General features: G+C 63.6%; 14 protein-coding genes. 9 read left to right on the plus strand and 5 right to left on the minus strand.

From position 1 onward, the window contains the following. Positions 1-9 precede the first annotated feature (9 nt). Positions 10-582, minus strand: a complete 573-nt coding sequence (locus O3300_RS01040; RefSeq protein WP_251349074.1) for a DUF4337 domain-containing protein — start codon at positions 580-582, stop codon at positions 10-12. 151 nt (positions 583-733) lie between these two features. Between O3300_RS01040 and O3300_RS01045 the strand changes: the two genes are divergently transcribed. Further along, the gene (locus O3300_RS01045) at positions 734-1186 is read left to right on the plus strand and encodes a PaaI family thioesterase (RefSeq protein ID WP_099664278.1); all 453 of its coding nucleotides are present in this window, start codon (positions 734-736) and stop codon (positions 1184-1186) included. 22 nt (positions 1187-1208) lie between these two features. Here the strand turns inward: O3300_RS01045 and gstA are convergent, their stop codons facing one another. Both gstA and O3300_RS01055 read right to left on the minus strand, forming a co-directional pair. Next, entirely contained in the window at positions 1209-1823 is a 615-nt protein-coding gene (gene gstA, locus O3300_RS01050; RefSeq protein ID WP_305051695.1) for a glutathione transferase GstA, read from the minus strand. Between the two features lie 108 nt (positions 1824-1931). Further along, positions 1932-2828: a LysR family transcriptional regulator gene (locus O3300_RS01055; RefSeq protein ID WP_305051696.1), complete on the minus strand. Its 897-nt coding sequence runs from the start codon at positions 2826-2828 to the stop codon at positions 1932-1934. A 93-nt stretch (positions 2829-2921) separates the two neighbouring features. On the opposite strand from O3300_RS01055, the gene O3300_RS01060 reads away from it, so the two are divergent. Beyond that, positions 2922-4316: an MFS transporter gene (locus tag O3300_RS01060; RefSeq protein ID WP_305051697.1), complete on the plus strand. Its 1395-nt coding sequence runs from the start codon at positions 2922-2924 to the stop codon at positions 4314-4316. Here the strand turns inward: O3300_RS01060 and O3300_RS01065 are convergent. Beyond that, the gene (locus O3300_RS01065) at positions 4296-5156 is read right to left on the minus strand and encodes a LysR substrate-binding domain-containing protein (protein ID WP_305051698.1); all 861 of its coding nucleotides are present in this window, start codon (positions 5154-5156) and stop codon (positions 4296-4298) included. The two genes, O3300_RS01060 and O3300_RS01065, sit on opposite strands and share 21 nt — an antisense overlap. A 123-nt stretch (positions 5157-5279) precedes the next feature. Between O3300_RS01065 and O3300_RS01070 the strand changes: the two genes are divergently transcribed. The 6 genes from O3300_RS01070 to O3300_RS01095 all read left to right on the plus strand — a co-directional run bounded on the left by O3300_RS01070 (position 5280) and on the right by O3300_RS01095 (position 11029). Continuing rightward, entirely contained in the window at positions 5280-6812 is a 1533-nt protein-coding gene (locus tag O3300_RS01070; protein WP_305051699.1) for an MFS transporter, read from the plus strand. A gap of 47 nt (positions 6813-6859) precedes the next feature. Further along, positions 6860-7657, plus strand: coding sequence for a hypothetical protein (locus O3300_RS01075; protein WP_305051700.1), 798 nt, complete (start codon positions 6860-6862; stop codon positions 7655-7657). Between the two features lie 21 nt (positions 7658-7678). Further along, a complete protein-coding gene (locus tag O3300_RS01080; protein ID WP_305051701.1) occupies positions 7679-8728 on the plus strand; it encodes a hypothetical protein in 1050 nt (349 codons plus the stop codon). Between the two features lie 147 nt (positions 8729-8875). Further along, positions 8876-9730 carry a toxin-antitoxin system YwqK family antitoxin gene (locus O3300_RS01085; protein WP_305051702.1) on the plus strand — a complete coding sequence of 285 codons (855 nt, stop codon included), beginning with the start codon at positions 8876-8878 and terminating at the stop codon, positions 9728-9730. A 162-nt stretch (positions 9731-9892) separates the two neighbouring features. Then, the gene (locus O3300_RS01090) at positions 9893-10315 is read left to right on the plus strand and encodes a hypothetical protein (protein WP_099667459.1); all 423 of its coding nucleotides are present in this window, start codon (positions 9893-9895) and stop codon (positions 10313-10315) included. A gap of 150 nt (positions 10316-10465) precedes the next feature. Further along, positions 10466-11029, plus strand: a complete 564-nt coding sequence (locus tag O3300_RS01095) for a phospholipase D family protein (RefSeq protein WP_305051703.1) — start codon at positions 10466-10468, stop codon at positions 11027-11029. On the opposite strand, the gene O3300_RS01100 is transcribed toward O3300_RS01095, so the two are convergent. After that, the gene (locus O3300_RS01100; RefSeq protein WP_305051704.1) at positions 11030-11926 is read right to left on the minus strand and encodes a LysR family transcriptional regulator; all 897 of its coding nucleotides are present in this window, start codon (positions 11924-11926) and stop codon (positions 11030-11032) included. Between the two features lie 124 nt (positions 11927-12050). Between O3300_RS01100 and O3300_RS01105 the strand changes: the two genes are divergently transcribed. Further along, entirely contained in the window at positions 12051-13208 is a 1158-nt protein-coding gene (locus O3300_RS01105) for an agmatine/peptidylarginine deiminase (protein ID WP_305051705.1), read from the plus strand. Positions 13209-13227: the final 19 nt, after the last annotated feature.

Here is a 13227-nt window from a genome sequence, read left to right on the forward strand (position 1 = left end):
CGCCTGCCGCTACAGCAGGAAGGCGCTGCCGGCCGCCAGTATACCGGCCGCCGCCGCGCCCACCGAGCCCCACAGCAGCCAGCGGCGCCGCGTCAGCACGGTGATGGCGGCCAGCGCCACGGCGATCTGGATGAAGGTCAGGGCCATGGCCAGCCGTTCGTGCGGGCGCAGCTTGGCTTCCGACGCCTCGCCCAGCTTCCTCGACTGCTCTTCCAGCTGGCGCGCCTGCGCCTGCACCAGGGGCTTTTCCCGTTCCTGCCGCGCCTGTTCCGCCAGGAAGCGGGCCCGCACCTCGGGTACGCTGGCCAGCGCGGCCGTCGCTTCGGCGATATGTCCCTTCGTCGACTTCGCCTGGTACAAGGCCCACTGGTCGCTCGCCTGCGCCTGTTTCAGGATGCTCTCGTTCTTCAGGAACATGGCCTCGTTCTGCGCGTTGCCGCTCTGGTAGCTGATCAGGGCGCCGATGGTGGCGAGGATGGCCGTCATCAGGGCGATTTTCTGCGTCAGGCCATCGCGCTCCTTCTCCGTTGCCTCTTCCACGGCGTGCTCATGGGGGCTGGGTACTTCGTATTCTTCTTCCATGGCGGACCTTTCGCGGGGGCAGGAGGAGGGATCATGTGTCGACATGGCGATACTACCGCATCCGCCGTGCAGGCTGGCGGGCGCCGTGACATGGTGCGAACGGGCATAAGCGGGTACAGTAAGGCGTTCTTCCCTTGAAAGCGCACAGCCCATGAGCACGTCCCGTCTGCCCGACCCGCACTTCGCCGAGAAAGTCCGCGCCAGTTTCGATCTGCAAAACGCCATGACCCTGATCCAGGCCAGCCTGCCCGTGGTCAGTCACGGCAGCACGGAAATCCACGTGCCGCACTGGCGCGGCATCGAGCAGCAGCACGGTTTCGTGCATGGCGGCGTGGTGGGCATGATTGCGGACTCGGCCGCCGGCTACGCGGCCATGACCATGGTGGCCGACGGCGCGTCCGTGCTGACGGTGGAATACAAGATGAATTTGCTGGCGCCCGCCGATGGCGAGAAACTGATCGCGCGCGGCAAGGTGGTGCGCCCGGGGCGCACCCTGATCGTCACGCAAGCCGAAGTGTTCGCCGTGCGCGATGGCAAGGAAACCCTGTGCGCGCTGATGCAGCAAACCATCATGGTGATGCACGGCAAGTCGGAAAAGACGTGAGCCGTGCACCGGGCGATGGCGCTCAAGCCGCCTTGGCCAGTCCTTCCGCTTCCAAAGCCGCCTTGACGCTGTCGCGCTGGGCTACGCGGGCCAGGAAGGCTTGCACATGCGCCAGCGCGGACAAGTCCACGCCCACGCCTGGCGCCCAGCCCGTGATGACGAACAGATAGGCGTCGGCGACCGTGAACGTGTCGCCCGTCAGGTAGGCCCGGCCTTCCAGGCGGCTGTCCACCCATTTGTATTTCTTGCCCAGTTGCTGGACGAACAAGGCCTTGGCGGCCGCGTCGATGCGCGGATCGAACAGGGGGCTGAACGATTTATGCAGCTCGGACGTGATGTAGTTTTGCCATTCCAGCACCTTGTAGCGGGCAAAACTGCCCACGGACGGCAGCAAGTCCTGTCGGCCAGCCTGTTCCGCGATGTACTGGGCGATGACGGGGCCTTCGCTCAAGGTCGTTCCATCGGCGAGCGCCAGCAGCGGCACCTGGCCTTTCGGGTTGAGTTCGTAGTAATTGCCGCCTTCCTGCGTCCGGTGCTGCCCCAGGTCGACCTTGACCAGGGTGAATGGCGTGCCCGTTTCGCGCAGGAGGATGTGCGGCGCCTGCGAGCAGGCGCCCGGCGAATAAAAGAGTTTCATGGCGATCCTTGAACAGGTGGGAAAGTAGCCACTATAGTCCTGCGCCGCCGCACGGTAAACGCATGTTCGTTTGGCGACTGTCCACGCCCGGTGGACGATTGCGCTGGCTCAAACGCGGGGATAGCGCAAGGTGTCGAGCAGCAAGGTAAACGCGGGCGACGGGTGGCGCCGGCTCGGGTAATACAGCTTGTAGCCCTCGTACGCGGGGCACCAGTCGTCCAGCACGCGGACCAGGCGGCCATCGGCCACGTAGGGCAGCACCACATCTTCCGGCATGCAGGCCAGGCCCAGGCCATCGAGCGCCGAATGCAAGCGCATGGCCATGTTGTTGTAGATCATTTGACCTTCCACGCGCACCTTCAGTTCCTGCCCATCCTTGGCAAATTCCCAGGCAAACAGGCCGCCCAGGGTGGGCAGGCGCATGTTGATGCAGTTGTGCGCCATCAAGTCCTGCGGCGTGACGGGCGGCGGATTCCGGCTGAAATAGGCTGGCGCGGCAACGATGGCCATGCGGAAATCGGGACCGATGGGCATGGCGATCATGTCCTTGGCCACTTGCTCGCCCAGGCGCACGCCCGCGTCGCAGCGCGCGGCCACGATGTCGGTCATGCCGTTGTCGACGATGACTTCGATGTTGATGTCCGGGTAGTGGGGCAGCAAACGGGCGATGGCCGGCTGCAGCACCGTCAGTGCCGAATGTTCGCCCGCGCTGATGCGGATGTTGCCGGCCGGCTTGTCGCGCCGTGCGCTGAGCAGGGCCAGTTCCGCCTCGATCTCGTCGAAGCGGGGCGCCACCGTGCGCAGCAGCTGTTCGCCCGCCTCCGTGGGCGAGACGCTGCGCGTGGTGCGCACCAGCAGGCGCAAGTCGAGCCGCTCTTCCAGCGCGCGCACGGTCTGGCTCAGCGCCGACTGCGACACGCCCAGCTTGGCCGCCGCCCGGGTAAAACTGCCTTCGCGGGCCACGGCCACGAAGGCGAGGATGTCGTTGAAGTTGGTTTGTGCCATGGCGGATGTCTTTTCAATTCATTAGTTGTGCTAATAAGTTCATGCAGACTTTACCATCTATTCATGGTAATGCATACGGCTTACAGTGATGGCATGAACAATCCGCCAGTTGCTACTCCCTCCGCCGCGCCGCACAAGGCGGCCATCCTCGCCATCATTCTCGTCAGCTACGTGATGATCGTGCTCGACACGTCCATCGTGCTGACGGGTTTGCCGAACATCCACCAGGAACTGGGCTTTACGGATACGGGCCTGGCCTGGGTGCAAAGCGCCTACACGCTGACGTTTGGCGGCTTGCTGCTGCTGGCCGCGCGCGCCGGCGACGTGCTTGGCCGGCGCCGCCTGCTGCAGCTGGGCCTGGCGCTGTTCACGCTGGCGTCGCTGGCCATCGGCCTGGCGCAGTCGCCAGCCATGCTGATCGCCGCGCGCGCCGTCCAGGGCGTAGGCGCGGCCATTTTGGCGCCATCCACCCTGGCCTTGCTGCAAACCACATTTGCGGAGGGACGCGAACGCACGCGGGCCATCGCCCTGTACAGCGCCGTGGCGGGCATTGCCGCCAGCGTGGGGCTGGTGCTGGGCGGCGTGCTGGCCGAGTGGCTGTCGTGGCGCGTGGGCTTCTTCATCAACCTGCCCATCGGCGCCGCCATGCTGCTGGCCGCGCGCCGTTTCATCGCGGAAAGCCCGCGCAGCCGGGGCCGCTTTGACGTGGCCGGCGCGGCCAGTTCCACCCTCGGCATGTCGGCCCTCGTGTATGGCTTGATCCGCTCGGCCGGCGCCGGCTGGGGTGATTCCTTGACGCAAGGTGCGCTGGCGGCGGGCGTGCTGCTGCTGGCCGCTTTCATTGCCATCGAACGGCGCGCCGCGCAGCCCATCCTGCCGCTGCGCCTGTTCGCCGATGCGCAGCGCAATGCGGCGTACGGGGCCAGGGTGCTGTTCCTGGGCGCCATGATCGGTTTCTTCTTTTTCACCACGCAATTTTTGCAAGTGGTGCTGCGCTATCCGCCATCGCTGACGGGCCTGGCTTTCCTGCCCATGACCCTGGTCAACTTCGGCGTGGCCCTGTGCGTGCCGCGTTTGACGCGTCGCCTGGGCAATGCGCGCCTGCTGGCCATGGGATTGTCGATAACCCTGCTGGGCATGGCATGGCTGAGCCGTATCGATGCGGGCACGGCGTACTGGCTGGGCGTGGCCTTGCCCATGGTGCTGATCGGCGCGGGGCAGGGCATGGCCTTGAGTCCACTGACGGCGGCCGGCGTGGCGGGCGTGCCCGCGCAGGATGCGGGCGCCGCTGCGGGCGTCGTCAACGTGGCGCACCAGCTGGGCAATTCGCTGGGGCTGGCGGCGCTGGTGGCGATCTCGTCCTTTGGCGCGCACCAGCGCGTCGGCGCGGCGCTGCTGGCGCACCGCGTGACGGTGGCCCTGGGCGGCGCGAGCGCCATGCTGGCGCTGGCCTTGCTGCTGGTGTTGTCAAGCCGCCGCGGCGGCTGACCATTCGCGCAGCAACTGTCCAAACGCTTCGGCCGCCGCCGTGCTGCCGGCGGCGCGCCACAGCAGCTGGAACTGGGCGGCGGGCAGGGCGGGCAAGCCATGCTGGCCATCGATGACCAGCATGCCGGACTCCAGGTCGCCTTGCGGCAGGGCCGTGACGGCGAGGCCCGCCAGCACGGCGGCGCGCAAGCCCTGCTGGCTGGGCGAAGTAAATGCCACGCGCCAGTCGATTCCGGCGCCCTCGAGGGCGTCGACGCCCACTTGCCGGTGCATGCAGGGCGCCGGTGAAAACGCCAGCGGCAGGGGCAGCGCGCCGTCGTGCCGGAAATCCTGCGCCGCAGCCCAGACGAAGCGCGTGCGGCGCAGCACGGCCGCTTCATCCTGCCCGTCCGCCAGGGTCATGACGACGGCCAGGTCCAGCGCATCGGCGGCGACCAGTTTTTGCAAGTCAAGATAGGTGCCGACCGTCACATCCAGGCGTACGGCGGGAAACAGGTGGGCGAACTGCGCCAGCAGGGCGGGCAGGCGCGCGCCCATGAAATTTTCCGGCACGCCGAAGCGCACGGCGCCGGCAAGCGAGGAACGCTGGAAGCGGCGCGACAGCGCCTCCTGGGCCGCCAGCACCTGCCGCGCGTGGCGCAGGAAATCCTCGCCGTCTTCCGTCAGGCGCAGGCTGCGCGTCGTGCGCACCAGCAGCGTCGTGCCCGCTTGCTCTTCCAGGCGGCGGATCTGGTGGCTGATGGCGGACTGGCTCAGGTGCAGCCGTTCGGCGGCGCGCGTAAAGCCGCCCGTGTCCTGTATGGCGACAAAGGCGCGCAGCAGGGCGGTATCGAAGTCCATGGCGTGACGCTCCCGTGATTCATGATGAAAATGAATGAATTGTACAAAATTTTATCATTTCCCTCATGAGTTCAGGCTTTCTAGAATAGCGGCTCGCAGTGCGCCGTCTCCACGCGCCCCTCCATGACTACCGACATCAAGGCTTCGATGCACCTGACTACTTCACAACAAAACTCGCTGACCCTGGCCGCCGTGTGCCTGGCCTCGCTCATGTTCGGCCTGGAAATTTCCAGCGTGCCCGTCATCCTGCCCGCCCTGGAAACCGTGCTGCATGGCGACTTCAAGGACTTGCAGTGGATCATGAACGCCTACACCCTGGCGTGCACCACCGTGCTGATGGCCACGGGCACCCTGGCCGACCGCTATGGCCGCAAGCGCCTGCTGCTGGCCAGCCTGGCGCTGTTCGGCCTCAGTTCGCTGGCATGCGGCTGGGCCGGCGGCACGGGCGTGCTGATCGCGGCGCGCGCGCTGCAAGGCATGGCCGGCGGCGCCATGCTGATTTGCCAGGTGGCCGTGCTGTCGCAGCAGTTCCCGGCCGGCGCGGCGCGGGGCAGGGCGTTCGGCGCCTGGGGCATCGTGTTTGGCCTGGGCCTGGGCTTCGGCCCCATCATCGGCGCGGCCATCGTCGCGCTGTCGAATTGGCAGTGGGTATTTCTCGTGCACGGGCCGCTGGCGCTGGCGGCCCTGCTGCTGGTGGCGCTGGGCGTGAGCGAATCGCGCGACCCGCAGCGGCGCAGGCTGGACGTGGCCGGCATCGTCACCCTGTCGCTGGCCGTGTTCAGCTTGGCGTGGTGCCTCACGCAGGGGCCGGCGCTGGGTTTCAGTGATCCCCGTACGCTGGCCAGCCTGGCCGTGGCGCTGGTTAGCCTGATGCTGTTTGTCGTGATCGAGAAGCGTCAGGCGGAACCGATGATCGACTTTTCCGTATTTCGCATCCGCCGCTTCTCGGGCGCGCTGCTCGGTTCGGCGGGCATGAATTGCAGTTTCTGGCCGTTCATGATCTATCTGCCCCTGTACGTGCAATATGGCCTGGGCTACAGCAGCCTGGACACGGGCCTGACCTTGCTGGCCTACACCTTGCCTACCTTGCTCGTGCCGCCCCTGGCCGAGCGGCTGGCGCTGCGCTACCAGGCCGATGCCGTGATTCCCGCCGGCTTGCTGGCCATCGGCACGGGTTTGCTGCTGATGTGCTGGGGCAGCCGCGCGGACGCCGCCAGCTGGCTGACGATCTTGCCCGGCTGCCTGCTGGCGGGCGCGGGCCTGGGCTTGACCAACACGCCCGTCACCAACACGACGACGGCTGCCGTGCCCGGCGAACGGGCGGGCATGGCGTCCAGCATCGACATCAGCGCGCGCATGGTCAGCCTGTCCATCAATATCGCGCTGATGGGTTTTATCCTCGTTGCAGCCATCCAGTCCGCCTTGCGCCGGCATATGCCTGCCGGGATTGACGGGGCGGCATTGCGGGCGTTGGCGGAGGAAGTGTCGGCGGGCAAGGGCGGTGCGCTGCCGGCCGGCGTGGCGAAGCTTGCGCTGGCACAAGGCTTTGGCGCCGTGATGCTGTACGGCGGCGTTGCCGCCTGCCTGTTCGCCGTGGCCAGCTGGCTCGTGTTTGGCGTCGGACGTGCGGGTGCGCCAAGGCTTGGGAGGCTATAATCTGGGCACGTTGACAAGTGTTGCTCAACGTCATTACGAGGCCGTCCATGCATAAACTGATTTCCGAACTCACCCGCCTGTACCTGTTCGATGAACAGCAGCACTATGTCGATGGCGAGGGCGGCGCGCAGCCGCTGACGCCGGCCGTGCTGGCGCGCCATCTGTCGGGCGAGCAGACGGTAGCGGTGCGACTCGTGACCGGGAGCGGCCTGACGCGCGCGCTGGTGCTGGAGTTTGGCGGCAAGGGCGGCGGCGAGGCGCACTGGAGCGCACTGTGCGCGATCGCCAATGCCGTGCAGCACGAGCTGGACTTGCCCGCGCCCGCCGTCAGCATTTCCGGCACGGCGTTCCAGCTGTGGTTATCCTTGGCCACGCCCGTGCCCGTCGCCCAGGCGCGCCAGTTCGTGCAACTGCTGCGCTCGACCTTTTTGCCTGCCTCGACCGACATCCTCGCCGCCGCGCCGCCCGCCGACGTGGAACAGGTGGCGCTGCCGCCAAGCCTGCAGCCGTCGGGCAAGTGGGCCGCCTTCATCCACCCCAGCATGGGCGCCGCCTTCGTCGACGAGCCGGGCCTGGACATGCCGCCGCCGCCCGCCGCCCAACTGGGTTTTCTGGAAAGCTTGCGCAGCATCAACCCGGCCCAGTTCGCGCAGGCGCTGGCGAAATTGCAGGGACATGCGGGCCTTTCGGAGTCTTCGCCAGCGCCTGTTCCCGTGGCCGCATCGCCTGTTGCATCTTCCGCCACCGCGCCAGGCTTGCTGTTGCAGGACGCCACCCTGGAAGACATCGTGCGCTGGCTGCATGCGCGCAACATCGAACCGACCTTCCGGCACCGGCTGCCGTAGCCACGGCATGGCTGGCCTGAGGTGAACAAGCAATATATATCGACATTCAGAACAATTGAAATTTCGGATGAAAGGCAGTATTCAATGGATTTCCATGTAGTCGCAAATTCCTATAATTGTTACGGTGGTCACACAACGTTGTCTCCGATCGGGGATTTTCTTCTCGCGGGCAGCGGCAGTTTTGGCGACGCGATCCAGGAAATTGCGGTCACGCTTCACTTCAGGGACTCTGGTCCGGCAAAGAAGACACTGGAATCTCTGTTGGAGAGGCACAACAATTTCCGCGCAACGCTACCGAAGATCACTTATCGAAGAGCAAAGGGCCAGGTCGAGATCGACATCGCCAGCGAATTGATGGAAGGCCGGGACTGGACGCGTTCTTCAACATTGTCTTTGCCACTTTTTAAAGCAGGTGTGGATGAAGTCATCCATGCATTAGGGCTATTGAGCAAGCGATTGAAGCGCACTGATGATTTTAGCCTGGAGAAATTTCTGGATCACTGTGAAGCTGCCAGAAAACGCGTCCCGGATTCCGAGGAAGCCCTGCAACTCCTGGCATCCAGGCTGGAGGCAGCGGCACAAGCCAAGCGTGATGGAATGTCGGCCTGGGAGCAGTTGGGAATCGACTGGGAAGACTTTCATCCCAATGCACGCGAGATATTGGATGATCCATTTTTTTGGAATTGCACGGATGATTTCTCGCCGAACGGCAATGATACTGGCGCTGATCTTCTGGAGAGCTATCGCGATTGGCACAAGACGCACAAGGATGTCACGCCAATTCGATTCCTCGAGAAACTGGCAAAGCAGTGGGGATACGCCAACATACACGCCATGGACGATGATGTGCGCTGCGAAGCGTCGATTGCTCTCGCATTTGCAGATATCAAGTTAAGGGCGGCATGCAACCAACAGGCGCGACAATTGGCATTGGACGCTATCGGGCAGCAAAGAGCCCAGGCGCTGGCCGCGGGGGACTGGTCTCATCGCGAAGAAAAGCTACATGCTTTGGATCAGATCGAAGCAAAGTTGAAGCAAATGGATAACACCATGGCGCATTTGACGCGCTGAAGCGCGGCGATCACTTTGACGTTGAATGTGATTTCGAGCGGCACAATGGGGCGGAACCTGCCAATGACAGCAGCCACAAGCGGCCATGGGAAAGCACTTTTCCGCTAACCCAGTCAATATTACAGATGCACTTGATTAGAGATGTACTTGAAAAAACATCAGAAAATGATATGCGTGGCGCTAGGTGCGATGCTGTTGTGGCCAGTAGTGGCGCAGGCCGATATTATTCAGCGACACGTGTTTACGGCTATTTCTAACGAGAAAGATAGCAAAGGCGCCGATGTGCTGACCGTGGCGGAATCTACGGCCTGCGGCGGCAATCAGCTGCGCATAAAAGAGGGGATGCTGGAAAACAAAGATGAGTATGCGAGCCTCAGACCCGCACTCGCCGAGCGCATCCGTGACAAGACAGCAATGGTCGTGACCTTGTTTGGCTGCCCTGTCGGGAAAGCTGGCGATGAGGCCATTCCGTTTGCGCGCATGATGACCGACTGTGGCCCGGACTCCTGTCCCGACGGCAAGGCGCGCCTCTACCTGGACGAACAGCTGATGCCGCAGGTCAAGCATCGCTCGCCTTATGTGCTGGTGCTGCCCTTACCAAAAGCAGCGTTGCCCGGCACTTGGAAGGTGGAGATTTTCGATACCATCAAGAGCGATCTGGTACGAATCTCCGGACAGACCAATGCAGCCGATTTTGTTTCTGGCAAGATGGTTGGCGGTTACCGCTATTATGATCGAGATGGCAATATCAAATCGCAGGTAGAGCTAGATGAGCATGGCCGCCAACACGGCGTAGCAACTACCCATTTTAGTGATGGCAAGCTGGAGTCCCGAGGGCAATGGCGCGATGGCCAGCCCGTGGGTGTGCAAAATAGTTACCATCTCAACGGTAAGGTAAGCATTCTTCAGGTTTACAGTGATAAGGGCGTGCTGCTGAGTACCCAGCAGTTCAACGAGCAAGGTGTGCTGGTGTATTCAAATGGTCAGAAGTCGAAAAAATGAACTGCTGCGGTGTGCCAGGCTCCCAGAGTATGTAGAGAGACGTAGCAGTGATGCACGACGTCGTGGGGTTCCGGTTCGTTTTGAAGGTGGAGTGGTTGGCTGAAATCGGCCAGAAGCGGACAGTCGGCAATTGACCAATAAAGCTTTACTCAGAAAGTCAGCATGTCTCACCGTGATCCTTTTGATGTTATTTCATCCACCGTTGATCTGGATGATCCGGTAGAGCACGGTGATGCTCAACGCTTTATGGTTAACGCCCTGGCTCGGGTGATCGAATGTCTACCCGTTACCGCGCAGTCTTCTGTTTTGGCTGCTAAACGATATCTTGAGGGCGCGGCAACGGATAGCGAGGCCATAGCTGTCCGGGTGAGGCTTTGGGAGACCATCCGAGGACGTGATATGTCGGATGACCCTGAGGTGTTGCGTATCAGAACCACGATTTGTGCGCTGCACGGCATGGACGCTGAAGCACCTTACGACAAGTTGGAATACTTTCTGTTTTTTTGGGAGCGCAGCGGCTTAAGCATGGTCGAGCTAGCTGGAGCTATGTTCGACACATACGGCGTTGTTTATCACGACGCTTAATCGGCTGCGGTGGTATATGTCGAATGCGTCAGATCTATGTCTGCTTCGGGGCGACAGCGGACGCTCGCCCAAGCGACGAGTCTGCCTGCAGGCTGTGTCCACATTTTTTGTTCGTCCACCCCCGATTATTGAAACAGGGAAATGCCAGCGATGAAGAATCTCGTACTTGCCGTTGCGCTGTGCCTGGCTAACGGCGTTTCGCCAGCGGCGCTTGCCGCCGACACCGCGCCCGTGGTGACCATCGAGAACGCGTTTTCCCCCGATGGCGGGGCGGAGGCGCTGGTGCTCAAGGTCATCGATAGCGCGGCGTCGACGATCCGGCTGGCCGCTTATTCGTTCAGCTCGCCCCATGTGGTCGAGGCCCTGCTGCGGGCGCGGCAACGGGGCGTGGATGTCCGGGTGCTGGCCGATACGCGGCGCAACGCGCGCAAGAACAGCCGGGCTACGCTGGACCGGCTTGTCGGCGCTGGCATTCCCACGCGCCTGATTTCCCGCTATGCCTTGCATCACGACAAGTACATCGTGGCCGATGGCGTGACCGTGCAGAACGGCAGCTTCAATTACACGGCCGATGCGGCCACCGTCAACAGCGAAAACGTGCTCGTCGTGTGGCACAGCGAGCGCCTGGCGCAATCGTACCTGGCGCACTGGGAAAACCGCTGGGCCAGCGGCGTCGACTATGCGCGCGCGCCTGCGCCTGCACCGCTGCCGTAATCACTGCCCCTCAGCTGCACCCTGCGCGCGCAGCCAGTCGAATACTTGCCCGACGATGGGCGAACGCGGATGTACCGCCACGCCCGACAGCCACCACGTGGCGCCGGGCACGCGCGGATAAGCGGGCAGGATGTGCAGCAGGCCGCGCGCCAGGCTGGCATCGACCAGCAGGCGCGGCAGGCAGGCGATGCCGCGCCCGTCCAAGGTGGCGTCCAGCAACAGGCGCGCATCGTCGTAGATGGCCCGCTTGCGAAAGCGCGCCAGCGGGCCCAGGAACAGGGGCGCCGTAGTGTCGCCCGTCAAGCTTTCTTCCAGGCAAACCAGATCCACGTGCAGGTGATGCGCATCCTGCGGCACGCCGGCCAGCCTCGCCGCCAGCTCGCTGTTGGCGACCATCACCCATTCATCGCGCAGCAGGGGGATTTCCTGCAAGTCCGGCTGCAGGATGGGACGGTCGCCGATGGCGATATCGACGTCGATTTCATCGACGAAGCGGGCGCTCTCGTCCACCGACAGCAGCAGGCATAGTTCGGGCAGCCGCGCTTCCAGTTCTCGCAGCCGGGGCTGCAGCCAGCCGTGCAGCAGGGGCGCCGGACACACCAGCACGACCAATCCCGGATCGAGATAGGTGGCGATGCGCCCCAGGCCGCTGCGCAGCACGGTCATCGAGCGCTGCACGCTGCGCAGCAGCACTTCGCCCGCCACCGTCAGTTCCACGCCCCGTCCCGCGCGGCGGAACAGCGGCTGCTTGACTTGTTCTTCCAGTAATTGCACCTGGTGGCTGATGGCCGACTGCGTCACGTGCAGCTCGTCGGCCGCGCGCGAGAAATTGCCGTGGCGGGCGGCCGCTTCAAAGCCCATCAATAACTTCAGCGAAGGAATGCGATGTTCTGACATATGAGAAAACCTAATGAATTGGCGTAAATCATATCATTTGTTTTCATATCTTGATCGCTCCACAATGCCGTCCATGCCAGCGCATCGACTGCGCGGCACTCTGACTAACTAATCAAGGATGGATATGAACACACGTCGATATTTCTTGCGTCATTGCATGCTGGGCGGCAGCGCGCTGGCCATGGGCGGCATGCTGGCCGGCTGCGGCGGCGGCACGCCGGAAACGAGCCCGGTGGCGCCAGTGCCGCCCATCATCAGCGGCGGTGGCGTCAACCAGACCGACGGCTGGCGCATGCCCGACGAGGCCGAAGCCCACAAGGCGACGTGGATGGCGTATGGCGCCTCGAACGCCGTCTGGACGCGCGCGCAAGTGCCACAAGTGCAGCTGGCGCTGGTGCGCATCGCCAACGCGATCACCGCCTACGAACCCGTCAACATGCTGGTGCGTCCTGCCGAGCTGGCCACTGCGCGGCAGTTGCTCGACGCCCGCGTGAACCTGATTCCCGCCGAGATGGATGATGTCTGGATGCGCGACACGGGCCCTGTCTTCGTGCGCAAGCCGAATGGCGAGCGGGCCGGCGTGAAGTTCAATTTCAATGGCTGGGGCAACAAGCAGCAGTCCGGCAAGGATGGCCAGGTGGCCGACGTGGTCGCCGCCCAAGCCAAGGTGCCGCTGCTGGCCACGCGCCTGGTGCTGGAAGGGGGCGCGCTGGAAGTCGATGGCAAGGGTACGGCCATCATCACGGAAAGCTGCGTGCTCAACAGCAACCGCAATCCGGGCTGGAGCAAGGCCGATTGCGAAGCGGAATTGGGCCGGTTGCTGGGCATCCGCAAGGTGATCTGGCTGCCAGGCATCAAGAACCAGGACATCACGGATGCCCACACGGACTTTTACGCCCGCTTCGTGCGCCCCGGTGTGGTGGCGGCGCACCGCGAGATGGACACGGCATCGTACGATTACGCGCTGACCCGGCGCCACCTGGAGATCCTGCGCGGCGCCACGGATGCCGACAACCGGCCGCTGCAGATCGTCGTCATCGACGGCCCCGAAAAAATTCGTCCCGGAAACAACCCGAACACCTTCGCCGCCGGCTACATCAATTACTATGCCACCAGCAGCGCCATTTTCCTGCCAGAATTCGGCGATGCGCAAGCGGACGCCAGCGCTAGGGTGCAGTATGCGCAGCTGTATCCGGGACGCGCCGTGATCCAGATCAATATCGACCCCATCGCGGCCGGTGGCGGCGGCATCCATTGCACCACGCAACAGGAACCGGCGTAAGCGCGCCGCACAGGAGAAC

It is taken from the genome of Janthinobacterium sp. SUN206, assembly GCF_030587305.1.
In the GTDB taxonomy this organism is placed as follows: Bacteria; Pseudomonadota; Gammaproteobacteria; order Burkholderiales; family Burkholderiaceae_D; genus Janthinobacterium; species Janthinobacterium kumbetense.